Raw genomic sequence first — 24,337 nt, 5'->3', positions numbered from 1 at the left:
GGACGGGGGGACCTCCCGGAACGGTCTCCGGGGTTTCACGGCCGTTCCGGGAACGGCGCGGCCGGTTCAGTCGCCGTGGAACTCGGGGCCGCGCCCGTCACCGAAGGCGTGCAGCCCCTCGGCGAGGTCGGCGCTGCGCAGGCAGGCCAGGGAGCCCTCGACCTCCAGGGCGAGCACGCCCTCCAGGTCGAGCTCCCAGGTCCTGCGCAGGTGCCGCCTGATCAGGCCGACCGGCACGGGGGCGGCCGACCCGATGGTCTCGGCCAGCGCGACGGCGGTGGCGAGCAGGTCCTCACCGGGCACGACCCGGCTGACCAGGCCCGCGCCGAGCGCCTCGGCGGCGCCGATCCGCTCTCCCGAAAGCAGCAGGTCGACCGCCCTGCCGTGCCCGACCAGGCGGGGCAGGAAGTACAGCACGCCGTTGGTCGGGTAGAGGCCGCGGCGCACCTCCATGAAGGCGAACTCGGCCTCCTCCGCCGCGATCCGCAGGTCGCTCGCTATCGCCAGCTCCGCGCCCACGCCGACCGCGATGCCGTTCACCGCGGAGATGACGGTCTTCGGGAAGGCGACCAGGCGCCTGGTGACGTCCTGGAAGTCCTCGACGGTCGCGGCCAGGTCCCGCGACGCCGTACGGCTCAGGCGTTCGCGTGTCTCGGTGAGGTCGACGCCCGAGGAGAAGGCGCGTCCGCGCCCGGTCAGGACGACGGCGCGCACCGTCTCGTCCCGCTCCGCCTCGTCCAGGGCCGCGCCGAGCTCGGCGAACGTGCGGTCCCTGAAGGCGTTCAGCACCTCGGGACGGTCGAAGGTGACCACCAGGGCCGCGCCGTGGCGGGCCGTGACGATGTCTCTGACGGTGTCCTCAGCGGTGTCCTTGACGCTGTCGCTCACACGGCCTCCCCGAGCGCGTCGTACTCGTTCTCCCTGCCTGAGGGCAGCAGGTGTTTGGCGATCCGTTCCGACGGGGTCATGGGGAACTCCTCGACGTACTCCACGAAACGCGGCACCTTGAAACCGGCCAGGCGCCCTCGGACGAACTCCACCAGTTCCCCCGGTGGCACGGGGGCCGCGACCTGGACGAACGCCTTGACCTCCTCGCCCCGCAGTTCGTCCGGGACCGCGACGACCGCCGCGGCCCGGACGGCGGGGTGCCGGGCGAGGACCGCCTCGACCTCGGCGGCGGCGACGTTCTCACCGCCGCGGCGGATCATGTCCTTGCGCCTGCCCACGAGGTGGATGTAACCGCGCTCGTCCCTGCGGCCGAGGTCGCCGGTGTACAGCCGGCCGTCGCGGATGCGCTCCGCGGTGGCCTCGGGGTCGTTCCAGTAGCCGAGCATCATCGGGCTGCCGGTGACGACGATCTCACCGTCGACGATCTCGACCTGTTTGCCGGGTACGGGCACCCCCGCGGCCCCGCTGCCGACGCAGGCGTCGTCGCCCGCCGGGACCGCCAGGTCGACGCCGGTCTCGGTCATGCCGTACGCCTCCCGCCAGGGCGCCCCCCAGCGCCGTTCGAACGCGGCGTGCAGGTCGGCGACGATGCCCGAGCACAGGACGATCCTGACCCGGTGCGCGCGGTCCAGCGGGTCCTCCGGCTGCCGGTACAGGTAGACCGGCATGGTGCCGAGCAGGTAGAAGAACGTGGCGCCCTCCTCACGCGCGGAGCGCCAGAACGTCGAGGCGGAGAACCTCGGCAGGATCACCAGCGGGATGCCCTTCATCAGGCACAGCACGGTGTTCCACTGCGGATCCATGTAGGAGAAGGGCTGGGCGGTCAGGTCGACGTCGTCCTCACCCGCCCCGACGATGCCCGCCGCCAGCTCCGCCAGGCGCAGCCAGTAGCCGTGGGTGAGCATGCATCCCTTGGGGAATCCCGTCGTGCCCGAGGTGTACTGGAGGTTCGCCAGGTCGTCGGGGCCGACCTGCGGCGGTTCGAGGTACGGCGAGGCGGCGTCGGCCTCCGCCCCCGCGTCGAAGACACCGGGAACCGGTTGCCCGAAGGGCCCCGCGTCGGCCGGGTCGAGCAACCCGACCTGCCCGACCGGAGCGCCGAGCAGCGCCCGCGCGGCCTGTGCCGTGCCGGCGAGGGCGAGCACGGCGCCCGAGTCGGCGATCACGTGGGCGAGGTCGTCGCTCCGGTAGCCGGCGTTGACCGGGACGGTGACCGCGCCGAGCTTGCCCACGGCCAGCCAGGCGACGGGGAAGCCGACGCCGTTGGGCAGCATGACGGCCACCCGGTCGCCGCGGCGCACCCCGTGGGCCCGCAGTACGGCCGCCAGCCGGTTGGTCCGCTCCTCGACCTGCGCGACGGTGGTGGTGACGCCGCCGAAGCGGAACAGCGGCCGTCGCCCGTCGGTCTCGGCCCGCCGCCTGAGCAGGTCGCCGAGGCTGGTGGCGCTCACCGGCCTTCCCCGGGGGCGCTCGCGCGGGTGGCCAGGTCGAACATGTCGGCCAGCTCGGCGGCGCACCCGGCGAGGTCCACGGCCGCCTCGTCGAAGACCCACTGCAGCATGACGCCGTCGATGGCGCCCTGAACGGTCGAGGCGAGCGTGCGGGGGGCGAAGTCCCGGAAGTCGCCGTCCTGCTGCCCTCTGCGCAGGATCCCCTCGATGTGCCTGCGACAGGGGTCGTAGGCGGTGGCGTTGAAGGCGCGTTTCGCCTCCGCCGTCCCGAAACTTCCCCAGATGTCGACCATGGCGACGAAGTTCTCGCGGTGGTCGGCCATGAAGGCGAAGCTCGCCTCGACGTAGGCGCGGAGCCGGGCCGGGCCGCCGGTCTCCCGCTCGACCCTGGACCTGATGAACCGGTTCGACTCCGCCAGCAGGGAGGTGACGATCTCCTCGATCAGCTCGTCCCTGCCGTCGAAGTGGTAGGAGATCACGCTCTTGCTGATCCCCACCTCGTCGGCGATCCGGGCCAGCGACGCCTGGGCGAGCCCCGCGCTGGCGATCGTCGTGATCGCGCCGCCCACGATCTGACGTCTGCGCGTCTCCTCGATGAATGTGGACTTCTTCCTGCCCGGTGCTTTCCGGCCATCCGGCGTAATTTTCGACCGCATGGCCTACATTTAGGCCGTACGGCCGCAAACCCGCAAGGGGCCTGCGCCGACTCTCCGGTTTTCCCTACCTCCAGGAAGACGGTGTGCCATGGATGACCTTCCCCCGCTCCGCCCCCGCGAGAGGGAGGTGCTCGCGCTGATGGCGCAGGGTTGCTCGAACGCCGAGGTCGCGGCGCGCCTGCACCTGTCGGCGGCGGCCGTGGAGAAACACGTCTCCGGCGTGTTCACCAAGCTGGGCCTGCCGCCGACCGCGAGTGGGAACCGCCGTGTCCTGGCGGTCCTGCGTTATCTGGGTCATCAGGGCCTTTCCGGACACCCCTGACCCGGCCGGAGCCGGGTCAGGATGTCTCCCGCATCGTGCCGTCTCTCAGACGGGCCTATTCGTGCGGGAGGACACTGCCGGTCGGGGTGCTCCGCGGCGCGGGGGACCCACCTCCACCGCCACCGCCGCCGTTGCCGCCCCCACCGCCGCCGCCGTTGCCCCGGGCCTGCTGCAGCATCTCCAGGTGGGCCTGCACGACGGGCTTGGCCTCTGAGGCGATCTTCTTGACCGCGGCGGAGGAGCCGTCCCTCAGTTCGGTGTTGATGACCGTGAGGGTCTGGCGGTGCCCGGCGATCTGCGCCCTGATCCAGGCGTTGTTGAAGGCCGCGCCGTTCAGGTTCGACAGCTTGTCGAGTGTGGCGCGCTGCTTGGGCGCGGGCTGTTCGGGAAGCGTGACGCCCGCCCGTTGCGCCTCCCGTTTGACGGCCACGTCCAGCTTGAGGTGGTCGGCCACGATCCTCTTGGCGACGTTCTGCAGAGTCTTGTTGCTCGACTTCTTCTCGGCGAGCCTGCCCGCCTCGATCTCGGTCAGGTTCGACCGGTGGGCCTGAGCCAGGAAGGTCTTGTCCTGTTCGTTGAGGCTGGGCTGGGCGAGGACTCTGGTGGCGCCGCCACCGAGTACGACGGCCACGGTGGCCAGCAGCACGATGATCCTTCTCATCATTGAAACCCCCGCGGATCACTCCTTAGGAATATTTATGACCTCCTCCCCATATGCACCGATATTCACCGAGATATCAGCATTAATCAGCAAATGAAGTCCAAAGTTCTACGGAGGGCCCCGACAGGCGGAGCCGTACGGATCATACGGGCGAGTCCCCCGATGAGCGGGCCGTCCTGTCTCGGACCAGCCGTTCCCGCCGACGGGCACGAGCCGTACGGCGGGCGTCCCGGATCAGGTCACAGTGGTGATTATTTTTGGGTCTGCAGTAAACCCCCGAACGCCCTGCCACGTCGGTTTGACATGCGCACCACAAGCCGGATTAGCAAGTCCAATTCCCGATATCAAATGATTTGCCAGGGTTTAGGGTAATTTCGGGATTCCCGGCCGGGAGCTCCAACGACCGAGAGGACGCCGGCCCTTCGTGACGGAGCCCGTACGGGCCGTCCGCCCCGACCGGCGTGCGATCGATCGTCCCGACCAGACCAGATCAGGAGGGTTCCCCCTCCCCTGCCCGCGGACGCGGTCTGACATCGGATCGAACAGAAAGCACGGATGTGAAGCGACTCCAGGCGAAGCCACGATTCGTCCCCGCAGGAAGGGTCCTCGACCCGCTCGTCATCGGCGGCCGGCCGATGGCGCGCCCCGTCACCGGGGCGGTCCCCGACGCGATCGGGAAACGACCGGACAGTGAGCTCGACGGCGCCGACCTGCCAGAACTGGCCGTCAGGGCGGCCTCTGTCAGAGGGGAGGCCAACCGCCGCGACGGGGCTCCCCGCAGGGACGCGATGGGGCTGTGGCAGATCGACGGCTCCCGGCTGCTCGCGTGCGCCGCGGGAGGACTCGCGGACGCCGAACTGTCCCACGTCGGCGCGGCCGAGGCCTGCGCCTCCGCCCGCCGCAACCTGCTCGGTCTGCTGCGGCACGCCGAGGACGGGGCCCCGGCGGAGGACTTCTTCGCCGCCGTCACCCGTGACCTCACGGAGCGGGCCGAGCGGACCGGCGTCCCCGCCGCCGCCCTGCGCACCACCCTGCTGGCCGCGATCATCGACACCGCCGAGCACCGTGTCCACGTGGCACGGATCGGCGACGGCACGGCGGCGCTCCTGCGCGAGGGTCACTGGTCCCCGGTCCTGCCCGCCGGGGACGGCGCGCGGACGCCGGACGCCCTCCCCGGGGACGGCCCGGCCGGGACCGCGATGGTCGATCTCCTGCGGGGCGACATGCTGCTGCTGTGCACCGGCGGCCTGGCCAGGCCGATGGGCGAGGAGGAGGTCAGCGAGCAGGTCTCCGCCTGGTGGTCACAGCCCTCGGTGCCGTCCCTCCCCGAGTTCTTCTGGCAGCTCAGCTTCCGGGACGAGTCCCACGAGGACGACCACACCGCCGTCTGCGCCTGGAGACGCTGAACCCCGTCCCCGGTACCCCCGGTCCGGCGGGGGTACCGGGAACGGACGGGAAAACGATCCCGGACAACCGGAAATACCCTCCGGTTCGTTGGGGTTGCCACTGTCATGGCTGAAGACATCATCCGCGGTGTGGCCCGGGGGACCGCCGAGGTTCCGCTTTCGATCCTGGAGCTGGCGGTCGTCGGGTCGGGAGTGAGCCCGACCAGGGCGTTGCGGGCGAGCACCGAGCTGGCCAGGAGAGCCGAGGAGTGGGGATACCACCGCATCTGGGTGGCCGAGCACCACGGCATGCCCTCGGTCGCCAGTTCCTCCCCCGCCGTGCTGATCGCCCACCTCGCCGCGGCGACACGGACCATCCGGCTGGGGTCCGGCGGTGTGATGCTGCCCAACCACGCCCCGCTGGTCGTCGCCGAACAGTTCGGCACCCTGCACGCGCTGCATCCCGGCCGCATCGACCTCGGACTCGGCAGGGCGCCGGGCACCGACCAGGCGACCGCTCGGGCGCTGCGCAGGAACGGCCCGGACGCCGACGACTTCCCCGAGCAGCTGGCCGAGCTGACCGCCTTCCTCGACGGCTCCTTCCCCGAGGGGCACCCGCTGCGCAAGGTCGTCGCCACCCCCAGGACTCCGGAGTCGGGGCGCCCGCCGATCTGGCTGCTCGGATCGAGCGGCTTCAGCGCCCAGCTCGCGGGCGTCCTCGGCCTGCCGTTCGCCTTCGCCCACCACTTCAGCGCGGCCAACACCCTGCCCGCCCTTGAGCTCTACCGTTCCGCCTTCCAGCCCTCCGCGGTGCTGGAGCGGCCGTACGCGATGATCGGAGTCTCCGCCGTCGCCGCGGAGACCCCGGAGCGGGCGCTGAGCCTGGCGCTGCCCGGCGCGCTGTCCATGCTCAGGCTGCGCAGGGGGGCTCCCCAGCCGGTGCCGACACCCGAGGAGGCGCGGGATCACCCCTACACCCCGGCCGAGCGGGTCTTCGTCGAGGACTACCTGTCCAACGTGGTCCTGGGCGACCCCGGGGAGGTCAGGGAGGGCCTGAACGCGCTGCGCAAGCGCACCGAGGCCGACGAGTTGATGGTCACCACGATGGTCCACGACCCCGAGGACAGGATCCGCTCCTACGAACTCCTCGCCCAGGCCTACGACCTGCCCCGCGGACCCGTCGGCTAGCGTCGGCTCAGGAAGTCTTCGGGGAACCGTACGGCTCACGAGGGAGTCACCGTGAACGACCTGCCGATCTGCGTGACCTGTGGCGTTCAGTACGCCGCTCTCAGGGAGAACTGCCCGATCTGTGAGGACGAGCGGCAGTACGTCGGCTGGCAGGGGCAGCGCTGGACGTCGCTGGCCGAGCTGAGCGCGGCCGGCCACAGGGCCGTGGTCGCCGAGGAGGGACCCGGCGTCGTCGGCCTGGGCACCGACCCGGCGACCGCGATCGGCCAGCGCGCGCTGCTGGTGCGCTCCGCCGGGGGCAACGTGCTGTGGGACATGGTCACCCACTTCGACGAGGAGGTCGTCCGGCAGGTCCGCGAACTGGGCGGGATCAAGGCCATCGCGATCAGCCATCCGCACTTCTACGGTTCGATGGTCGAGTGGGCGCACGCCTTCGACGCGCCGGTCTACATCCACGCCAAGGACCGTGAGTGGGTGGCCCGCCCGGACGAGTCGGTCGTGTTCTGGGAGGGTGAGACCCTGGAGATCGGCGACGACCTGACCCTGATCAACGCGGGCGTGCACTTCGAGGGCGGCCAGGTGCTGCACCGGCGCGACGGGGCGCAGGGCCCGGCGGCCCTGTTCTCCGGCGACATCCTCCAGGTGGTCTCCGACCGGCGCTGGGTCTCGTTCATGTACAGCTACCCGAACCTCATCCCCGAGCGCCCGAGGACGGTCCGCCGCGCCCTGTCGCTGCTTGAGCCCTACGACTTCGAGCGGGTCTACGGCGGCTGGTGGAAGCGGGTCGTGCGCACCGACGGCGCGCGGGCCGTACGGCGTTCCGCCGAGCGCTACCTGCGATTCGCCCTCGACGACGACACCTCAGCCGACGCCCCCGAGGGCGCCTGAGGTTCCTCAGGGTCGTCCACGTCGAGCTCGGGGTGCTCCTCCGGCCAGTCGGCGGGCTCGAGCAGACGGCGCACGGCGTCGCTGTCGAAGATCGAGGACAGGACGCCGACCACCCCCTCCCCCAATGGCCGGAACGCCTCGGCCACGGCCTGGGCGCGGGCGCCCACCTCCTGCAGCAGCCCCTCGACCAGGGGTGGCAGGGGTGGCGTGGGCAACGTGAGCCGCGGTCTCGGCGCGGGTTTCTCCGGTGGCGCCCAGCGCATGGAGTCCTCGCTCATGGCGAGCCACTCGTCGACGACTCCGTCGATGGCGTCGAGCACATGATCGGGATCGCTCGGCATGGCGTCTCCCCCCGTGTCCGGGATTCGATACCTCGACGCTACCCCGCAAAAACCCCTCCTACCAGCCAATACTCCCCAATCTGACAGAACACCTCTCATGGAGTAAGCATCACGAAAAAGGGGTAGGACCCGGACGTGGCGGGCCGGATCAGGTCGTCCGCCGCAGTCGTCGTGAGTCGTCGTGCGAGGGGAGCGCCATGGCCAGACTGCGGGCGGGAACCGGCCTTCTGCGCCGCAAGCCCATCGAGCACATCGAGGAACCCGAGGGTGAAAGAACCGAGCAGCTCACCCGCGTGCTGGGACTCTGGCAGCTCACCGCCATCGGAGTCGGCGGCATCATCGGCGCGGGCATCTTCACCCTGGCGGGCGCCGTCGCCAACGGCATCGCCGGACCGGCCGTCGTCGTCTCCTTCCTGATCGCCGGAATCGCCAGCGCGGCGGCGGCGTTCTCCTACGCCGAGTTCGCCGGGCTGATCCCCAAGGCCGGATCGGCCTACACCTACGGCTACGCGGTGCTCGGCGAGATCGCGGGCTGGTTCATCGGCTGGGACCTGCTGCTCGAGTACACCGCGATCGTCGCGGTCGTGGCCATCGGCATCTCGGGCTACTTCTCGTTCCTGCTCGGCGACCTGGGCGTGAACCTGCCCTCGTGGATGCTCGGCGCGCCGGGGACGGGCGCGGGGCACCGGGTCGACCTGTTCGCCGCCCTGCTGTGCCTGCTGATCGCCTACCTGCTGAACCTCGGCATGCGCAACGCGGCCAGGTTCGAGATGGCGGTCGTCGGCCTGAAGGTCGCCGTGGTGCTGCTGGTCATCGTGGTCGGTCTCTTCCACATCAACACCTCGAACTACACCCCCTTCTTCCCCTACGGCATCGGCGGCGCGTTCACCGGCGCGGCCACGGTGTTCTTCGCCGTCTTCGGCTACGACGCCATGAGCACGGCCGCCGAGGAGTCCAAGGACGCCCAGCGCCACATGCCCAAGGCGATCATCTACTCGCTGGGCGTCTCGATGGTGCTGTACGTGCTGGCCTGCCTGGTGCTGACGGGCATGCAGCACTACACCGAGATCGACAAGGAGAGCGGGTTCTCCACGGCGTTCAAGGCGGTCGGCCTGCGGGGCCTGGCCGACGTGATCGCGGTCGGCGCGATCGTCGGCATCCTGACCGTCATGTTCACCTTCATGCTCGGCGTCAGCCGCGTGTGGTTCTCGATGAGCCGTGACGGGCTGCTGCCCAGGTGGTTCGCCAAGACACACCCCACCCGGCACGTGCCGACCCGGGTGACGTGGATCGTCGGTGTCATCTCCGCGCTCATCGCCGGGTTCCTGCCCATCGTCGAGGCGGCCGAGCTGACCAACATCGGCATCCTGCTGGCCTTCGTCGTGGTGTGCGCCTCGGTGATCGTCCTGCGCTACCGGCGGCCCGACCTGCCCAGGACCTTCCGCTGCCCGGGGATGCCCGTCGTCCCGGCGATCGGCATCCTCTTCTCACTCTGGCTGATCACCTTCCTGCAGTGGCAGACATGGGTCCGCTTCGCGGTGTGGTTCGTGATCGGCCTGGTCGTGTACTTCGCCTACTCCTACCGGCACTCCGCCCTGGCCGCCGAGGAGCGCGCCGGGGAACGCTAGCCGGGTCAGCAGGTGTGGTGCCCGGAGACGGTGTCGCCCAGGCCGCGCACCGCGGCGTTCACCCGTTCCAGCGCGTCCTCCCGCGCGAGCTCCGGCCGTCCCGGCGGGGTGCCCGCGCGCACGTCCCGCGCGATCCCCTCAAGCGAGGCGACCGCCGCCCCGACCGCCCCGGCCGACGGCGGCGGGGCGCCGTGCTCGGTCCTGGCGACGGTCGCGGCGGTCGCGTCGGCCACCTGTTCGAGGGCGGTCATCGCGGGCATCCACGTGGTGACGCGCCTGCTGACCACGGCCGGTTCCGTCATCGCCCGCTGGAAGACGGTGCGCAGGTCGGCCAGGGCGTCGTAGACGCGGTGGCGCAGCGCCGCCCTGCCGGTGTGCCCGGGGTCGAAGGCGTGCCGGAGATAGTCGGCGGTCGCCGAGACCGCGTCGGCGAACCTCGGCCCGACCGGCGCCTCCCAGCTCGCGGGCCACGGCAGATATCCCAGTAGCAGGACGATCAGGCATCCGGCCAGCGTGTCGACCAGCCGGATCTCGGCCAGTCTCGGCCCGCCCCGGGTCAGCAGGTCGACCAGCAGCAGCACCAGCGGCGCCTGGAAGGCCGACATCAGCCCCCAGTTTCGCTGCATGCCGTACGGCAGGAGCGCGGCGAAGACCGCGACCGGGGCCAGGAGCGCGGGGCCGTACGGCACGGCGACGAGCACGACGGTGCCGATCACCGTGCCCGCGAGAGTGCCGAGGGCGCGCTGCACGGCGCGGGCGAAGACCGAGCCGAAGTCGGGTTTGAGCACCAGCGCGACGGTCAGCGTCGTCCAGTAGGACCGTTCGACCAGGTGCAGTTCGCTCAACGCGCTCGCGACCCCCACGCACAACGCGAGCCTGACGGTGTAGACGCGGGTCAGACGACCCGACCACACCCGTTCCCAGACCTGTCTGAGACGCTCGCCCCTGTCCCGCCACTCGTACGGCGGGCCGTCCGCGGGCGGGTCCCCGCCGGACAGCAGTTCGACGGCCCCTTCGAGGGCCGAGCCGAGGGCGCGGGTCGCGGGCGAGTCCGGCTCCTCCTGCGGCGTCCTCGCCGGGAGCGGCCCTCCGGCGAGCGCGTCCGCGACCCCCTCGACGGCCGCCTTCGTGCCCTCCGGCGGGTCGCGCCCCTCAAGGTCGAGGGAGATCAGGGCGTTGCGGACCAGCGAGGCCTGGTTCAGCAGGGCGACCGCGCGGGTGCTCCACGGGTCGGTCCCCGCCGACGCGGAACGGGCGCCGAACACGGTGTCGTAGGCGTTCCTGAGGGCGGTGTCGAAGGCGACGACGGTGCCGGCGTCACGCCCGGCGGCCAGGGTGCCGAGCGCCCGGTAGGCCGCGATCACCGCCGCCTCCTCCGGCGCCCTCGGGTGCAGCGGCCAGTCGGCCAGCGCGAGCGCCAGCGCCCACACCGAGCCGAGCAGGAACAGCAGCGTGCCCGCCCCCGGCGGTCCCAGCGGGACGCCGGTGCCGAGCACGGTCATCACGAGGAGCTGGAGCCCGGCGCTCGACCCGGCGGCGCCGGTGGTGCTGATCAGCGCGGACAGCACCGCGACCACGACGGTCACCAGCACCGCCCACCAGCCGGTCTCCCTGGCCGCGGCCCCGACCAGGAAGCCCACCGCGCCGCCGAGCGCGGCGGCGCCCATCCTGACGACCCTGGCCCGGTAGGAGCCGCCCTGGTCGGCCAGGGCGGTGCCCATGGCCCCCATGGCGGGCAGCAGCCCCAGGGTGATCCGCCCCATGGCGAGTCCCGCCAGCAGCGGGACGACCACGGCCAGCGCCGTGCGCAGCATCGGCCACCGGCGGGGCGCCGCGGGCCTGATCCGCACCGTCTCGACGAGCCAGCCGGGCGCCGCGTCCGCGAGCCTGCCCGCGGTGTGCCTGAAGATCAGCGCACGAGCCTGTCGATGCGGATCGGCAGGTCGCGGACGCGGACCCCGGTCGCGTGGTGGACGGCGTTGGCCACGGCGGCGGCGGTGCCGACGATGCCGATCTCGCCGATGCCCTTGGTGCCCATCGGGTTGAGGTGCGGGTCGTCCTCGTCGATCCAGACGGCCTCGACGTCGCGGACGTCGGCGCAGGCGGCCACGTGGTACTGGGCGAGGTCGTGGTTGAGGTAGTCGCCGAACTCACGGTCCATGACGCTCTCCTCGAACAGCGCCATCGACATGCCCATGGTCATGCCGCCGATGAACTGCGAGCGGGCGGTCTTCGGGTTGACGATCCGGCCCGCGGCGAACACCCCGAGCAGCCGCAGCACCCGTGTCTCCCCTGTCGCGGGATCCACCCCGACCTCGGCGAACTGGGCGCCGAAGGCGTGCTGCGCGAAACGCCGTTCCCCTCCGATCTCCCGCGCGGTGTCGGCGGAGACCTCGACGCCGTCCGGGGGCACCTGACCGTCCCGCTCCCGCAGCGCCCCGGTGAGCGCCTCGCAGGCCCTGACCACGGCCGTGCCCCAGGAGGCGGTGCCCATCGAGCCGCCCGCGAGTGACGCGTCGGGCAGCGCGCTGTCGCCGATCTCCACGCGGACCAGGCCGGGCGGGACGCCCAGTGTGTCGGCGGCGATCTGGGTCAGCGCGGTCCTGGCGCCGGTGCCGATGTCCATCGCGGCGATCCGCACGGTGAACGTGCCGTCGGGCAGGGCCGTCGCGCTCGCCTTCGAGGGGCGGCGGTAGACCGGGTAGGTGGAGGCCGCGACGCCGGTGCCGACCAGCAGGCCGTCCCTGAGCCTGACGCCGGGGGCCGGGTCGCGATCCGCCCAGCCGAACCTGCGCGCCCCCTCGCGCATGCAGGCGACCAGGTTGCGGGAGCTGAAGGGCAGGCCGCTCTCCGGGTCGGTCTCCGGCTCGTTGCGGACGCGCAGTTCGATCGGGTCGACCCCGCAGGCGAAGGCCAGCTCGTCCAGCGCCGACTCCAGGGCGAACATGCCGGGCGCCTCGCCCGGGGCGCGCATCCAGGAGGGCGTGGGCACGTCCAGCCTGACCAGCCGGTGGGTGGTGCGCCGGTTGGGGGCGGCGTACATCATCCGGGTGGGCGTCGCCGTCTGCTCGGCGAACTCCCTGATCCGCGAGCTCTGCTCGAACACGTCGTGGACGATCACCCCGAGGTGTCCCCGGGCGTCGGCGCCGAGCCGTATCCGCTGGATGGTCGGGGTGCGGTAGCCGATCACCGAGAACATCTGGCTGCGGGTCACCGCGAGTTTGACGGGCCGCCCCGCGTGTTTCGCGGCCAGCGCGGCGAGCACGACCGGCGACAGCGGCGTGCCCTTCGACCCGAAACCGCCTCCCACGTGCGGGGAGACGACCCGGACGTTGCCCGGTGGCAGCCCGAACAGCGGCGCGACGATGTCGCGGACCGAGGTCGCCCCCTGGGTCGAGTCGTAGAGGGTCAGCCCGTCGCCGTCCCACACGGCGACGGTGGCGTGCGGCTCCATCGGGTTGTTGTGCTCGGCGGGGGTCGAGTAGACCTCGTCCACCACCACCTCGGCCGCGGCGAGGGCGGCGTCCGGGTCTCCCTGCTCGGTATCGGCGGGATAGACCGGGTTGACCCGTTCCGGGCGGTACATACCGGGGTGGTCGGCGCGCAGTTCGACGTCGTGCTCCTCGACGTCGTAGTCCACCCGCAGCAGCCTGGCCGCCTCAACGGCGTTCTCCAGCGTCTCGGCGACCACGACCGCGACGTACTGGCCCCGGTAGGCGACCCGGCGCGACTGGAGCACCGAGAGCTCGGCGTTCTCCGCGGGGGCCAGCCTGGGGGCGTTGCCGTACCAGATGGCGGCGATCACGCCGGGGAGCTTGAGGGCGGCGTCGGCGTCGACCGCGCGGACCTCGCCCCTGGCGATGCCCGCCTGCACGGGTGCGGCGTAGACCAGGTCGTCCGGGGCGTACTCGTAGGCGTACTTCGCCTGGCCCGTCACCTTCTCCAGGCCCTCGACCCGGTCGAGCGCCGAACCGACGGAGGAGGTGGGCTTCGCGAGGGTGGTCATGACGCCTCCGCGAGGTCGACGAGGGTGCGGACGAGCACGTTGCGGGCCAGGGGGACCTTGAACGCGTTGCCGGGCAGCGGCCGTGCGGCGGCCAGCTCGGCCTCCGCGGCCCTGGTGAACTCGGCCTCGGTCGCCGCCGCGCCGCGCAGCGCGGCCTCGGCCGTCTCGGCCCGCCAGGGCGCGTGTGCGACGCCGCCGAACGCGATCCGGCAGTCGCGCACCGTCCCGTCGGCCACGTCGAGGACGGCGGCGACGGAGACGACCGCGAACGCGAACGACGCCCTGTCCCTGACCTTGCGGTAGCGCGAGCGGCCGGGGAACGACAGCGGCGGCACCTCGACGGCGGTTATCAGCTCACCCTGGGCGAGCACGGTGTCGCGTTCCGGCTCCTCCCCCGGCAACCGGTGCAGTCCGGGCATCGGCACGGTCCGCGGCCCCTCGGCGCCCTCGACGTGCACGATCGCGCCGAGCGCGGCCAGCGCGACGGCCATGTCCGAGGGGTGGGTGGCCACACAGTCGTCCGAGTGGCCGAGGATCGCCAGGTTGCGGTGCTCACCCGTCCTGGCCGGGCAGCCGGTGCCGGGCAGGCGTTTGTTGCAGGGTTTGGTGACGTCCTGGAAGTAGGGGCAGCGGGTGCGCTGCATCAGGTTGCCGCCGACGGTCGCCATGTTGCGGATCTGGCCGGAGGCCCCGGCGAGCACCGCCTGGGACAGCAGGGGGTGGCGGCGCCGTACCAATGGGTCGGCGGCCAGGTCGCTGTTGCGCACGCCCGCGCCGATCAGCAGGGCGCCGTCCCCGGTCTCCTCGATCGCGCCGGAGGCGATCCCGCTGACGTCGACCAGGACGTCGGGGACGGCGACACCGAGCCGCATCAGGTCGACCAGGTTCGTTCCGCCCGCGAGGTACACGGTGTCCGGCCTGCCGGTGGCCGTGGCGACCGCGGTCGGCGCGTCCGGGGCCCTCAGGTAGGAGAAGGGCCTCATCCCGCCACCTCCCCGATGGCCGCGACGATGTTGACGTAGGCGCCGCAGCGGCACAGGTTGCCGCTCATGCGCTCACGGATCTCCTCCTCGTCGAGGTCCACGCCGGAGTCGGCGCCGTCGTCGCGGGTGACCGCGCTCGGCCATCCGGCCGCCGCCTCCGCCAGCACGCCGACCGCGGAACACAGCTGGCCCGGGGTGCAGTAGCCGCACTGGAAGGCGTCGTGTTCGACGAACGCCGTCTGCAGCGGGTGGAGCCCGTCGCCGTCCGCCAGCCCCTCCACGGTCACGACCCCCCTGCCGTCCAGGGTCACGGTCAGCGTCAGGCAGGACTTCACCCTCCTGCCGTCGAGCAGCACCGTGCACGCCCCGCACTGCCCGTGGTCGCAGCCCTTCTTCGCGCCGGTCAGCCCGAGCCGCTCGCGGAGCGTGTCGAGAAGCGTCTCCCTGGTGTCCACGGTGATCGGGTGCCGCTCCCGGTTGACCGAGAGCACGAGATCCGCCGTGATCGGGGAGGGCGCCGGTGCTGGTCCGTCTGATCCCGTGATATGCGTTTCGCCGTTCACGGGCGCTCTCCTACCCACTCATCCGGTTCCTTACCTCCCGGATGTGTCACGTACAAGACCAGGTCAGAGCACTCCGACCTCGTCCAGGGTCCGCTGCGCCACGGCGAAGGCGGCGTTGGCCGCGGGCACCCCGCAGTAGACGGCGCTCTGCAGCAGCACCTCCTTGATCTCGTCGGGGGTCAGCCCGTTGCGCAGGGCCGCGCGGACGTGCATGGCCAGTTCCTCCAGGTGACCCCCGGCGACGAGGGCGGTCAGGGTGACGCAGCTGCGGGTGCGGCGGTCCAGCCCGGGACGGTTCCAGATCCCGTCCCAGGCGTAGCGGGTGATGAACTCCTGGAAGTCACGGGTGAAGCCGGTGGTCGCGGCCTCCGCGCGGTCGACGTGCGCGTCCCCGAGCACCCGCCGCCTGGTCCTGGCCCCCTCGGCGGCGCGTTCGCCGCCGAGGTGGCGGACGATCGCCGCGGTGACCTCCTCCGGCCGTTCGACGCCCGCCAGGTGGGAGGCGCCGGGCACGACCGTGAGCAGCGCGCCGGGGATGCCGCCGGCGAGGGTGAGGGCGTGGGCGACGGGCGTCGCCGGGTCGTCCGCCCCCGCGACGACCAGGGTCGGCGCGGTGACCGCGCCCAGCTCACCGGTGAGGTCGTAGTCCGCCAGCGCCTCACAGCAGGCGGCGTAGGAGCCCACGTCCACCCCGTACGGCATCCGCCGCACCTCGGTGACGGCCTCCGAGCCGGTGTCGGGGGCGCTGAACCAGCGGGCGGGCAGCACGTCGGCCAGCGGTTTCATGCCGTCCCGCCGTACGGCGTGCGCCCGCTCGTGCCACGGTCCCGGCTCGCCGAAGCGGGCGGAACTGCAGCACAGCACCAGGTGGCTGACCCGCTCTGGGGCCGTGACGGCGACGGTCGCGGCGACGGCGCCGCCGAGGGAGATGCCGCCGACCGCGAACCTGTCGGCCTTCTCCTGGGTGGCCAGGGCGAGTACGGCGTCGGCGAGCAGGCCGACGGTGACCTCGTTCACGGGCGCCGAGCCGCCGTGACCCGGCAGGTCGTAGCGGAGCACCCGCCAGGAGGCGGTCAGCGCCTCCATCTGCGGGTCCCACACGTGCAGGGTGGTGCCCAGCGAGGGGCCGAGCACCAGCAGCGGCGCCCAGGCGGGCCCGTCGACGCGGTGGCTGAGGATCGTCAAGACTGCTCCCGGTAGGCGGTCAGAACTCGGTCGATGAGGGGTTGCGCCGCTCCGAGGTAGCCCGCGGGGTCGAACGCCTCCTCGGGAACCTCCCCCGCGAGCGTCCGCCTGAGCGGGCCCTCCTGCGCCGCCGCCCGGTCGAGCCGGTCCCTGCCGAGCAGGGCGGCCAGGCGTTCGGAGACGACGCGGTCGCCGGTGAGGTCCAGGTTGGCGCGCATCCGCTCAGGGAAGACCCGCAGCCCGGCGAGCAGTTCCGCGGTGGTCTCGGCGGCGCCGCCGGTCAGCCTCAGGCACTCGCGCGTCGCGTGCCACTCGGCCTGCCAGGCGCCCGCGGCCCGCTCGTGCTCGGCCAGCTGCGCCGAGGCCAGGAGCTGGCCGTACACCGGGATCTGCAGGGCCGCGGAGCGCACGAGCACCGCCAGCGCGGGGTTGCGCTTGTGCGGCATCGCCGAGGAGCCCCCCGTGGAGGACTCGGCGACCTCGCCGACCTCCGTCTGGGCGAGCAGGATCACGTCGAGGGCGATCTTGCCGAGCGCGCCGGAGGTCTGGGTGAGGGCCGCGCCCAGTTCGGCGACCGGTGACCGTTCGGCGTGCCAGGGCACCGGCGGCGCGGCCAGCCCGAGTTCGTCGGCGAACAGCGCGGGCAGCTCCGGGTCGCCGCCGAGCGCCGCCAGGGTGCCCGCGGCCCCGCCGAGCTGGGCGGGCGTGCGCAGGTCCCGCAGCCGTGCCCGTGCGGCGAGCAGGCCGGACAGCCATCCCGCCGCCTTCAGGCCGAAGGTCGTCGGCACGGCGTGCTGGCCGAGTGTCCTGGCCGCCGTCAGCGTGTGGCGGTGGGTCTCGGCGAGCCCGGCGAGGGTGGCCATGGCCCGGTCGAGGTCGGCGCCGATGATCCCGATCGTGTCCCGGCAGACGAGCATGGCGGCGCTGTCGAGGATGTCCTGGCTGGTGGCGCCGTGGTGGACGTACCGCGCCGCCCCAGTGGCCGTCCCGGTGGCCGCCCGTGCGACGGCCCGGCGCAGTTCGGCGACCAGCGGCACGACGGGGTTGGCCGACTGCCTGCCCCGCAGGGCGAGGTCCACGGGGTCCGGGGCGAGCGCGCCCGCGACCCTGCCGATCACCGCCGCCGCCTCGGGCGGCACCGTGCCCGCGCGGGCCTGGGCACGGGCCAGCGCCGCCTCCGCCGTCAGCATGGCGCGCAGCCACGCGCGGTCCGAGGTGGCCGCCTCGGCCGCCGTGCCCGCCCTGACCGGGCTCAGCAGGCCGGTGTCCCGCTCGGAGCCCGAAGCGGGGCCGGAACTCAAGGAACGGTCAGAACTCAAGGAAGACCGTCTCCCCTTCCCCTTGGAGCCTCACGTCGAAACGGTAGCCCCCCTCCCCGTCGGGCTCGGCGATCAGGGTGGCCCTGCGCTCGGGGTCGAGCGTGTCGAGCAGCGGGTCGGGGCCGTCCTGGAGGTAGACGCGGGTGGCGACGGAGCGCAGCAGCCCCCTGGCGAAGACCAGCATCGCCAGGTACGGCCCGGCGGGCCTGGCGGTGCGGAACCGGTAGGACCCGTCGGCGTCCGTCGGGCAGCGCCCGAAGCCGGAGACGCCCTCGCCCGCGCGGTCCAGCGCCCTCCTGGTGCCCGTCTCGCCGAGCCACAGTTCGAGCATGGCGTCGGGCACGGGCTCGCCCGCCCCGTCGAGCACCCGCCCGGTGACGGTGATCGCCCCGGGGTGTCCCTCCGCGACCAGGTCGGGGCCCTGGGGGTAGGGCAGCGCGTAGCCGAAGAACGGCCCCACGGTCTGCGAGGGGGTCGGTCGCGCGATGCTCACTGCTCCTCCGTCGGGGTGCGGCCGAGAACGATGTCGAACCGGTAGCCGAGCGCCCACTCGGGTTCGGTGACGTCCAGGTCGAAGCGGGCGACGAGCCGTTCACGGGCGGCCGGGTCGGGGATGGACCGCATGATCGGGTCGTAGGGGAACAGCGGGTCGCCGGGGAAGTACATCTGGGTGACCAGGCGCTGGGTGAACGCGGTGCCGAAGACGGAGAAGTGGATGTGCGCGGGCCGCCAGGCGTTGTGGTGGTTGCGCCACGGGTAGGCGCCCGGCTTGATCGAGACGAACCGGTAGCGGCCCTGCTCGTCGGTCATGCACCGCCCCGCGCCGGTGAAGTTGGGGTCGAGCGGCGCGGGGTGCTGGTCGCGCCGGTGGGCGTAGCGCCCGGCGGCGTTGGCCTGCCAGACCTCCAGCAGGGTGCCGGGGACGGGCCTGCCGGCCGAGTCGAGGATCCGGCCGGTGACGATGATCCGCTCGCCGATCGGCTCGCCCGCGTGGTGGCGGGTCAGGTCGGCGTCCAGTTCGCCGATCTCGTCGTGCCCGAAGACCGGGCCGGTCAGCTCGACGGCGTCCGGGTCGGCGCGGAAGGCGACCGGTGGCCTGGACGGCGCCCGCAGCACGCTGCTGCGGTAGTCCGGGCTCAGATAGGGAGGGTGGGTCATGACGTTCCTTCTGTGCCTTCTGTGCTTCCTGTGCCTTCCAGGACGAGCGCGAGCCCCTGTCCGACGCCGATGCAGAGCGTGGCCACGCCGTACCCGCCGGTCCTGGAGAGGCGGTGGGCCAGGGTGCCCGCGAGCCTGGCTCCCGAGCAGCCGAGCGGGTGGCCGATCGCGATGGCGCCGCCCGCGGGGTTGACGAGTTCCGGGTCCAGGCCGGGCCATTCGGCCATACAGGCCAGGACCTGGGCGGCGAAGGCCTCGTTGAGCTCCACGGTCGCCAGGTCGCCCAGGGAGAGCTTCGCCCTGTCCAGCGCCTTGGCGACCGCGTGCACCGGGCCGATGCCGAAGCTGACCGGGTCGACGCCCGCCACGCCGGTCGAGACCACCCTGGCCAGGGGGCGCAGGCCGTGCTCGGCCAGCCCCTCGGCGTCGGTGACCAGCAGGGCCGCCGCCCCGTCGTTGAGCGGGGAGGAGTTGCCCGCGGTGATGGTGCCCTCGGCGGTGAAGGCGGGCCTGAGCCTGGCCAGCCCCTGCGGGGAGGTGTCGGGGCGGATCGACTCGTCGCCGGTCAGGTCGCTGCCCTCGACGAGCGCGGTCTCCGCCTCGAGCGCCCCCGTCCGCCACGCCTGGTCCGCCAGCCGGTGGCTGCGCGCGGCGTACTCGTCCTGGGCCTCGCGGGTGACGCCGTAGCGGGCGGCGAGCGCCTCGGTGGCCTCTCCGAGGGAGACCGTCCAGCGGTCCGGCATCCTGGGGTTGACCAGCCGCCAGCCGAGCGTGGTCGAGTGGAGCTGCTCGTGTCCGCGCGGGTAGGCCCGTTCCGGTTTGGGCAGCACCCAGGGGGCTCGGCTCATGGACTCGACGCCGCCCGCCACGACGAGGGAGGCGTCGCCGACGGCGACCGCCCTGGCGGCCTGGATCACCGCCTCCAGGCCCGAGGCGCACAGCCGGTTGACCGTGGCGCCGGGCACCGTGACGGGCAGCCCGGCCAGCAGCGCCGCCATCCGGCCCACGTTGCGGTTGTCCTCGCCCGCCCCGTTGGCCGCGCCGAGGACGACGTCGTCGATCCTGGCCGGGTCCAGGCCCGGGGAACGGTCGAGCAGCGCCCTGACGACTCCGGCGGCCAGGTCGTCGGGACGGACCGAGGCGAGGGCCCCGCCGTACCGGCCGATCGGGGTGCGGACGGCGTCCGCGATGTAGACGTCCTTCACAGTGGTCGTGCTCCTGTCGTTTCCGGGAGGTCGCGCTCGTACGGCAGGCCGACGTAGTTCTCCGCCAGCGTGGTCGCCGCGGCCTCGGAGGAGGTCACGTAGTCCAGGTGGGAGATCTGCAGCCGCCGCCCGTAGGCGTCGTCGGTGTCGAAGGTGTGCAGCAGCGTCGTCATCCACCAGGAGAAGTGCTGCGCCCGCCAGACCCGCCTCAGGCAGGTCTCCGAGTAGGCGTCGAGCAGGTCGTCCGCACCGGTGGCGTACCGGTGCGCCAGGGCCTCGGTCAGCACCCGCACGTCGGCGACCGCGAGGTTGAGGCCCTTGGCGCCGGTCGGGGGGACGATGTGCGCGGCGTCGCCCGCCAGGAACAGGTTGCCGTGGCGCATGGGCTCTGCCACGAAGCTCCGCATGGGCGTCACGCCCTTCTCCAGGATCTCCCCGGTGGTCAGGGTGAAGCCGGGCACCGTCTCAAGACGGGCGCGCAGTTCGGCCCAGATCCGCTCGTCCGGCCAGTCCGCGATGTCCTCCCCGGCGGGGACCTGCAGGTAGAAGCGGCTGATCTCGGGGGTGCGCATGCTGTGCAGGGCGAAGCCACGCTCGTTCCAGGCGTAGATCAGCTCCTCGGCGGACGGCACGGCCCTGGCCAGGACGCCGAGCCAGGCGAAGGGGTAGTCCCGTTCGTGGACGGTGAGCCCCCCTTCGTGGACACTCGCCCGGGACACGCCGTGGAATCCGTCGCAGCCCGCGATCACGTCGCAGTCGAGCCGTCCCCCGTCGAAGGTCAGGTAGGGGGCGTCGGTCCCGGCGTCGTGCACGGCCACGTCGCCGACCTCGAAGCGGATGTCGCCGCCCGCGGCGAGACGGGCGGCGATGAGGTCCTTGACGACCTCCTGCTGGCCGTACACGGTGATGGCGCGGCCGGGGACCAGCCGTTCGAAGGCCACCCGGTGGGCCGCCCCGTCGTAGCGCAGCTCGATGCCGTGGTGGACGAGGCCCTCCCTGACGAGGCGGTCGCCGACCCCGGCTGCGACGAGGGTGTCGACCGTCCCCTGTTCCAGCACCCCCGCCCTGACCCGCCGTTCGACGTGGTCGCGGCTGCGGCGTTCCAGCACCACCGAGTCGATGCCGCGCAGGTGCAGCAGGTGGGACAGGAGCAGCCCGGCGGGCCCCGCCCCGATGATCCCGACCTGTGTCCGCTGGGGATGAGTCATGGGAAGAGCATCGTGGACCCGGCGCGGAAAACCGAGCCCCGCCTTCCACTGGGCGGAAGACAAGGGAGAGGATTGTCGTTGTGGGCGCCTTTCATCCGGGTGGCCCGGGACAGGGGGGCGTGATGGCCGGGGGGTCGCGGGAGCCGGGACGTTCGGTGACGTCGAAGGTCCTGGCGATCCTGGGCGCCTTCGACACCGGCCATCCCCATCTCAGCCTCTCGGAGGTCTCCCGGCGCAGCGGGGTACCGCTGGCGACCGCGCACCGCCTCGTGGGCGAGCTGGTCGCCTGGCAGGCGCTGAGCCGTACGGCCGACGGCCGCCTGCGGATCGGGCTGCGGCTGTGGGAGCTCGGCCAGCTCGCGCCGGGCAGGTTGCAGGAGGTCGCCCATCCGTGGCTGCAGGAGCTCTACGCCGACACCGGTGAGAACGTGCACCTGGCCGTGCGGGACGGCCTTGAGGTGCTCTACGTCGACAAACTGCACGGCAGGCGGGCGGTACGGCTGGTCTCCAAGACCGGAGGCCGGCTGCCGATGCATCCGACGGGGGTCGGCAAGGCCCTGCTGGCCCACGAGCCCGAGTGGTTCCAGGCCGCCTATCTGGCGCGTGAGCTCGAACGGCCGACTCCGCGCACGATCGTCGAGCCGGGACGGCTGGCCCGGGAACTGGCCACGGTGCGCGCCCAGGGATACGCGCTGACGTTCGAGGAGATGAGCCTGGGCTCCTGCTCCGCGGCGGCGCCGGTGCTCGTCGACGGCCACGCGGTCGCCGCCGTCGGGATCGTCCTGTCCTCCCGGCGGGCCAGGGGGCTGCAACGCCTGGTCGAGCCGCTGCTCAGGGTGACCGCGGGGATCGCCCGCTCCTACTCCGGGGTCCCCCCGGAGGGCTGAACCCCGTGCGCGCCACGGCGGGACGGTCACCCCAGGACCACCCTGGTCCCGCCGGGGGTCCCGCCCTGGTACGGCCCGGCGGCCAGGCGCAGCAGCAGGAGCGCGATGTCGTCGCTGCGGTGGCTGGTCTGCTGGGCGTGCCTGATCAGGGTGCTCGCCACCTCCTCCAGGGGGCGCTCCCCGACACGTTCGAGTTCGACGGCCAGGTCCGCGAGCGCCTCGTCGATGTCGACACCGGGGGTCTCGACCAGGCCGTCGGTGTAGAGGGCCAGCGTCGAGCCCGGCTGCAGCGGGATCTCGGTGTGCGGGTAGTCAACGGAGTGGTCGATGCCCAGCAGCAGCCCGCCGGGGACCTCGACCACCTCCACCCGGCCGTCCGGCAGGCGCATCAGCGGCTGGGGATGCCCGGCGCGGGCCAGGCAGGCCAGGTTCCGGCGCAGGTCGAGCCGCAGATAGACGCAGCTGGCGAACAGGCCGGGGTCCAGGTCGACCAGGAGGTGGTTGGTGCGGGCCAGGACCTCGCCGGGGTCGGCGCCGGCGGTGGCGTAGGCGCGGACCGCGGTGCGCACCTGCCCCATGAGGGCGGCCGCGGTGACGTTGTGCCCCTGGACGTCGCCGACGACGGCGGCGACGGTGTCGTCGGAGAGGCTGATGACGTCGTAGAAGTCGCCTCCGATGTCCATGTCCTCGGTGCCGGGCAGGTAGCGGGCGGCGGCGCTCAGCCGGGGCAGCCGGGGAAGGGCGTGCGGGAGCAGGCTCTGCTGCAGGGCGTGGGCGAGTTCCAGCTTGGCGTCGTAGAGGCGGGCCCGTTCGAGGGCCTGGGCGATCAGGCCGCCGAGCGCGGTCAGCAGGGCGCGTTCCTCGACGGTGAAACGGTGGTTCCTGGCGAAGGCGAGCACGCAGGTGCCGACGGACCTCCCCGAGGCGATCAGCGGCAGGAACGCCCAGGAGGCCATGCCGTCGTCCACGGCGATCTCCGAGCCGTAGACCTCGTCCAGCTCCTCCTGGGAGCCGAAGAAGCTGGGCACCCCGGTGACCATGGTCCGCACGCTCGGGGTCGGCGAGGTCAGCGGGAGGCCGTCGTAGTGCTCCCTGAGGTGGGGCGGGTAGCCGCGGTCGCCGACGACGCTCATCCTGCCGTCCTCGGCGACCATCAGCGCCATCCCGTCACCGCCGAAGGCGGGCATGAGCCGGTTGGCGACCAGGTCGACCACGTCCTGCACGCTGGCGGCCTTGGTGAGCGTGCTGGCCAGATGGAGGATGTGGTAGAGGGCACCGACCCTGGTCGGCAGGGCCAGGTCGGCCTCGGAGACGGGACCCGGCAGGCCGGCCTCCGGGGGCTGGACGGGCATGTCCGCCGCCTCGACCATGGCCGGGGAGATGCGCATGGTCACCCCGTTGAGCGCCGGGTAGAGCTCGAAGGACAGCCAGCGGTCGGGCGGGCGCAGCGCGACGAACGAGGCCGCCTGCTGGCTGATCATGGCCGCGCGGTAGCGGTCCTCGTAGACGGGGTCGTTCAGCCAGGGCACCTGGGTCCACGGGTGGGAGCCGAGCAGCCGGGCCGGGAGCATGCCGAGCAGCGCGGCGGCCTTGGAGGTGACGAAGGTGACGCGGCCTCCCGCGTCGAGACCGCAGACGCCCTCGGGCAGACGGTCGGCCACCGCCGCGATCACCTCCGCGGGCTGCATGCTGGGGGCGGGCAGCACACGCGGTTCCAGGCCGGGGCGCAGCCTGCGGCCCTGTCTGTCGGCCTCCTCAAGCCCCCGCGCCATCTCCGCGGCGGCGCGCAGAAGACGTTCGCGCTCGCCCGGGGACAGCTCGCACGAGTGCGTGCCCGCCCACAGGGCGAACATCCCGCCGTAGACGGTGCCGTGGACAGCGCCGGAGACGGGGGATGAGCCGAGCAGCGGCACCGCGGCGAGGGAGAACTCGTACGGCATGACCAGCGCCGCCCCCGGGTAGACGCGGGCCATCTCCTTCTCGTCGCCTACCCACACCAGCTGCCTGTGGCGGATCGCGTCGGTGACCGGCATGGGCATGGCCATGCTCATGCGCTCCCAGGGGCGGATGAAGTCGCGGGGCGCCCCTTTCATCACCGCGAGTTCCAGCACGTCGGCGTCCGGCGCCAGCAGGTAGACCGCGCCCAGGTGGGCTCCCACGCTCTCCAGGGTCTTGACCAGGTCGTCGGCGAGCGCGTCGAGGCCGCTCCGCGGGGAACGGCCTTCGAGGAAGGTGGAGGGCTCGGGCACCATCAGCGCCTCATCTCCGGCGCCCGGCCCGTGGACGGCCGCGCTCCCGGGCCGTGCCCGCCGTCACGTACCGGCCCGCCCGCCCTTGGCGGACGGACGGGAGGGA

21 protein-coding genes and 1 pseudogene are annotated in these 24,337 nt (G+C 72.6%); 6 read left to right on the top strand and 16 right to left on the bottom strand.

Annotated elements, in window-relative coordinates:
- Window positions 1-66: 66 nt before the first annotated feature.
- Genes ACFYY8_RS35460 through ACFYY8_RS35450 form a run of 3 tightly spaced genes read right to left on the bottom strand, consistent with a single transcriptional unit; the run spans window position 67 to window position 3,055 of the window.
- Complete coding sequence (locus ACFYY8_RS35460; RefSeq protein WP_390048723.1) at window positions 67-888, bottom strand: enoyl-CoA hydratase/isomerase family protein; 822 nt, start codon at window positions 886-888, stop codon at window positions 67-69.
- A complete protein-coding gene (locus ACFYY8_RS35455) occupies window positions 885-2,399 on the bottom strand; it encodes an AMP-binding protein (RefSeq protein WP_390048721.1) in 1,515 nt (504 codons plus the stop codon). Before ACFYY8_RS35455 ends, ACFYY8_RS35460 begins: the two co-directional genes overlap by 4 nt.
- Window positions 2,396-3,055, bottom strand: coding sequence for a TetR/AcrR family transcriptional regulator (locus ACFYY8_RS35450; protein ID WP_390048719.1), 660 nt, complete (start codon window positions 3,053-3,055; stop codon window positions 2,396-2,398). The genes ACFYY8_RS35455 and ACFYY8_RS35450 overlap by 4 nt, the downstream gene beginning before the upstream one ends.
- Before the next feature lie 91 nt (window positions 3,056-3,146).
- Between ACFYY8_RS35450 and ACFYY8_RS35445 the strand changes: the two are divergent.
- Window positions 3,147-3,377 (top strand): annotated as a pseudogene (locus ACFYY8_RS35445) (response regulator transcription factor); the annotation flags it as partial.
- Window positions 3,378-3,432: 55 nt separating this feature from the next.
- Here ACFYY8_RS35445 and ACFYY8_RS35440 read toward each other — a convergent pair.
- Window positions 3,433-4,041, bottom strand: coding sequence for a DUF4142 domain-containing protein (locus ACFYY8_RS35440; RefSeq protein ID WP_390048717.1), 609 nt, complete (start codon window positions 4,039-4,041; stop codon window positions 3,433-3,435).
- A gap of 554 nt (window positions 4,042-4,595) precedes the next feature.
- Between ACFYY8_RS35440 and ACFYY8_RS35435 the strand changes: the two genes are divergently transcribed.
- The 3 genes from ACFYY8_RS35435 to ACFYY8_RS35425 all read left to right on the top strand — a co-directional run bounded on the left by ACFYY8_RS35435 (window position 4,596) and on the right by ACFYY8_RS35425 (window position 7,499).
- Entirely contained in the window at window positions 4,596-5,444 is an 849-nt protein-coding gene (locus ACFYY8_RS35435) for a protein phosphatase 2C domain-containing protein (RefSeq protein WP_390048715.1), read from the top strand.
- Window positions 5,445-5,549: 105 nt separating this feature from the next.
- Window positions 5,550-6,611 carry an LLM class flavin-dependent oxidoreductase gene (locus ACFYY8_RS35430; RefSeq protein WP_390048713.1) on the top strand — a complete coding sequence of 354 codons (1,062 nt, stop codon included), beginning with the start codon at window positions 5,550-5,552 and terminating at the stop codon, window positions 6,609-6,611.
- Window positions 6,612-6,662: 51 nt separating this feature from the next.
- Window positions 6,663-7,499, top strand: a complete 837-nt coding sequence (locus ACFYY8_RS35425; RefSeq protein ID WP_390048711.1) for an MBL fold metallo-hydrolase — start codon at window positions 6,663-6,665, stop codon at window positions 7,497-7,499.
- Here ACFYY8_RS35425 and ACFYY8_RS35420 read toward each other — a convergent pair.
- Entirely contained in the window at window positions 7,442-7,840 is a 399-nt protein-coding gene (locus tag ACFYY8_RS35420) for a hypothetical protein (protein WP_390048709.1), read from the bottom strand. The two genes, ACFYY8_RS35425 and ACFYY8_RS35420, sit on opposite strands and share 58 nt — an antisense overlap.
- Before the next feature lie 197 nt (window positions 7,841-8,037).
- Between ACFYY8_RS35420 and ACFYY8_RS35415 the strand changes: the two genes are divergently transcribed.
- Window positions 8,038-9,468: an amino acid permease gene (locus ACFYY8_RS35415; protein ID WP_390048707.1), complete on the top strand. Its 1,431-nt coding sequence runs from the start codon at window positions 8,038-8,040 to the stop codon at window positions 9,466-9,468.
- A 5-nt stretch (window positions 9,469-9,473) separates the two neighbouring features.
- Here the strand turns inward: ACFYY8_RS35415 and ACFYY8_RS35410 are convergent, their stop codons facing one another.
- The 10 genes from ACFYY8_RS35410 to ACFYY8_RS35365 form a co-directional block, all read right to left on the bottom strand.
- Window positions 9,474-11,318 (bottom strand): FUSC family protein, encoded by a 1,845-nt coding sequence (locus ACFYY8_RS35410; protein ID WP_390048705.1) that lies wholly within the window; start codon window positions 11,316-11,318, stop codon window positions 9,474-9,476.
- A gap of 59 nt (window positions 11,319-11,377) precedes the next feature.
- Entirely contained in the window at window positions 11,378-13,474 is a 2,097-nt protein-coding gene (locus ACFYY8_RS35405; RefSeq protein ID WP_390048703.1) for a xanthine dehydrogenase family protein molybdopterin-binding subunit, read from the bottom strand.
- Complete coding sequence (locus ACFYY8_RS35400) at window positions 13,471-14,457, bottom strand: FAD binding domain-containing protein (protein ID WP_390048701.1); 987 nt, start codon at window positions 14,455-14,457, stop codon at window positions 13,471-13,473. Before ACFYY8_RS35400 ends, ACFYY8_RS35405 begins: the two co-directional genes overlap by 4 nt.
- Window positions 14,454-14,963, bottom strand: a complete 510-nt coding sequence (locus ACFYY8_RS35395; RefSeq protein WP_390048819.1) for a (2Fe-2S)-binding protein — start codon at window positions 14,961-14,963, stop codon at window positions 14,454-14,456. The genes ACFYY8_RS35400 and ACFYY8_RS35395 overlap by 4 nt, the downstream gene beginning before the upstream one ends.
- Window positions 14,964-15,083: 120 nt before the next feature.
- Window positions 15,084-16,205 carry a 4-carboxymuconolactone decarboxylase gene (pcaC, locus tag ACFYY8_RS35390; RefSeq protein ID WP_390048699.1) on the bottom strand — a complete coding sequence of 374 codons (1,122 nt, stop codon included), beginning with the start codon at window positions 16,203-16,205 and terminating at the stop codon, window positions 15,084-15,086.
- Window positions 16,202-17,524 (bottom strand): lyase family protein, encoded by a 1,323-nt coding sequence (locus ACFYY8_RS35385; protein WP_390048697.1) that lies wholly within the window; start codon window positions 17,522-17,524, stop codon window positions 16,202-16,204. The genes pcaC and ACFYY8_RS35385 overlap by 4 nt, the downstream gene beginning before the upstream one ends.
- Entirely contained in the window at window positions 17,514-18,017 is a 504-nt protein-coding gene (gene pcaG, locus ACFYY8_RS35380; protein WP_390048695.1) for a protocatechuate 3,4-dioxygenase subunit alpha, read from the bottom strand. Before pcaG ends, ACFYY8_RS35385 begins: the two co-directional genes overlap by 11 nt.
- Entirely contained in the window at window positions 18,014-18,682 is a 669-nt protein-coding gene (pcaH, locus tag ACFYY8_RS35375) for a protocatechuate 3,4-dioxygenase subunit beta (RefSeq protein WP_390048693.1), read from the bottom strand. The genes pcaG and pcaH overlap by 4 nt, the downstream gene beginning before the upstream one ends.
- Window positions 18,679-19,887 carry a thiolase family protein gene (locus tag ACFYY8_RS35370; protein ID WP_390048690.1) on the bottom strand — a complete coding sequence of 403 codons (1,209 nt, stop codon included), beginning with the start codon at window positions 19,885-19,887 and terminating at the stop codon, window positions 18,679-18,681. Before ACFYY8_RS35370 ends, pcaH begins: the two co-directional genes overlap by 4 nt.
- On the bottom strand, window positions 19,884-21,095 hold the full coding sequence (locus ACFYY8_RS35365) for a 4-hydroxybenzoate 3-monooxygenase (protein ID WP_390048687.1): 1,212 nt from the start codon (window positions 21,093-21,095) through the stop codon (window positions 19,884-19,886). The genes ACFYY8_RS35370 and ACFYY8_RS35365 overlap by 4 nt, the downstream gene beginning before the upstream one ends.
- 155 nt (window positions 21,096-21,250) lie before the next feature.
- Here ACFYY8_RS35365 and ACFYY8_RS35360 point away from each other — a divergent pair, with 155 nt between their 5' ends.
- Window positions 21,251-21,982 carry an IclR family transcriptional regulator gene (locus ACFYY8_RS35360; RefSeq protein WP_390048685.1) on the top strand — a complete coding sequence of 244 codons (732 nt, stop codon included), beginning with the start codon at window positions 21,251-21,253 and terminating at the stop codon, window positions 21,980-21,982.
- A 26-nt stretch (window positions 21,983-22,008) separates the two neighbouring features.
- On the opposite strand, the gene ACFYY8_RS35355 is transcribed toward ACFYY8_RS35360, so the two are convergent.
- Window positions 22,009-24,234: a SpoIIE family protein phosphatase gene (locus ACFYY8_RS35355; RefSeq protein ID WP_390048683.1), complete on the bottom strand. Its 2,226-nt coding sequence runs from the start codon at window positions 24,232-24,234 to the stop codon at window positions 22,009-22,011.
- Window positions 24,235-24,337 lie beyond the last annotated feature (103 nt).

The sequence above is a fragment of the Streptosporangium sp. NPDC001559 genome (assembly GCF_042893955.1).
Lineage (GTDB): Bacteria > Actinomycetota > Actinomycetes > Streptosporangiales > Streptosporangiaceae > Streptosporangium.
Note: the sequence above shows the minus strand (reverse complement) of the source record. Positions and strands in the feature narration are given on the sequence as shown.

Coding starts and splice junctions, on each gene's coding strand:
- ACFYY8_RS35450 (WP_390048719.1), bottom strand. CDS start 3,055: ATGCGGTCGAAAATTACGCCGGATGGCCGGAAAGCACCGGGCAGGAAG.
- ACFYY8_RS35440 (WP_390048717.1), bottom strand. CDS start 4,041: ATGATGAGAAGGATCATCGTGCTGCTGGCCACCGTGGCCGTCGTACTC.
- ACFYY8_RS35430 (WP_390048713.1), top strand. CDS start 5,550: ATGGCTGAAGACATCATCCGCGGTGTGGCCCGGGGGACCGCCGAGGTT.
- ACFYY8_RS35420 (WP_390048709.1), bottom strand. CDS start 7,840: ATGCCGAGCGATCCCGATCATGTGCTCGACGCCATCGACGGAGTCGTC.
- ACFYY8_RS35415 (WP_390048707.1), top strand. CDS start 8,038: ATGGCCAGACTGCGGGCGGGAACCGGCCTTCTGCGCCGCAAGCCCATC.
- ACFYY8_RS35405 (WP_390048703.1), bottom strand. CDS start 13,474: ATGACCACCCTCGCGAAGCCCACCTCCTCCGTCGGTTCGGCGCTCGAC.
- ACFYY8_RS35400 (WP_390048701.1), bottom strand. CDS start 14,457: ATGAGGCCCTTCTCCTACCTGAGGGCCCCGGACGCGCCGACCGCGGTC.
- pcaH (WP_390048693.1), bottom strand. CDS start 18,682: ATGACCCACCCTCCCTATCTGAGCCCGGACTACCGCAGCAGCGTGCTG.
- ACFYY8_RS35365 (WP_390048687.1), bottom strand. CDS start 21,095: ATGACTCATCCCCAGCGGACACAGGTCGGGATCATCGGGGCGGGGCCC.
- ACFYY8_RS35355 (WP_390048683.1), bottom strand. CDS start 24,234: ATGGTGCCCGAGCCCTCCACCTTCCTCGAAGGCCGTTCCCCGCGGAGC.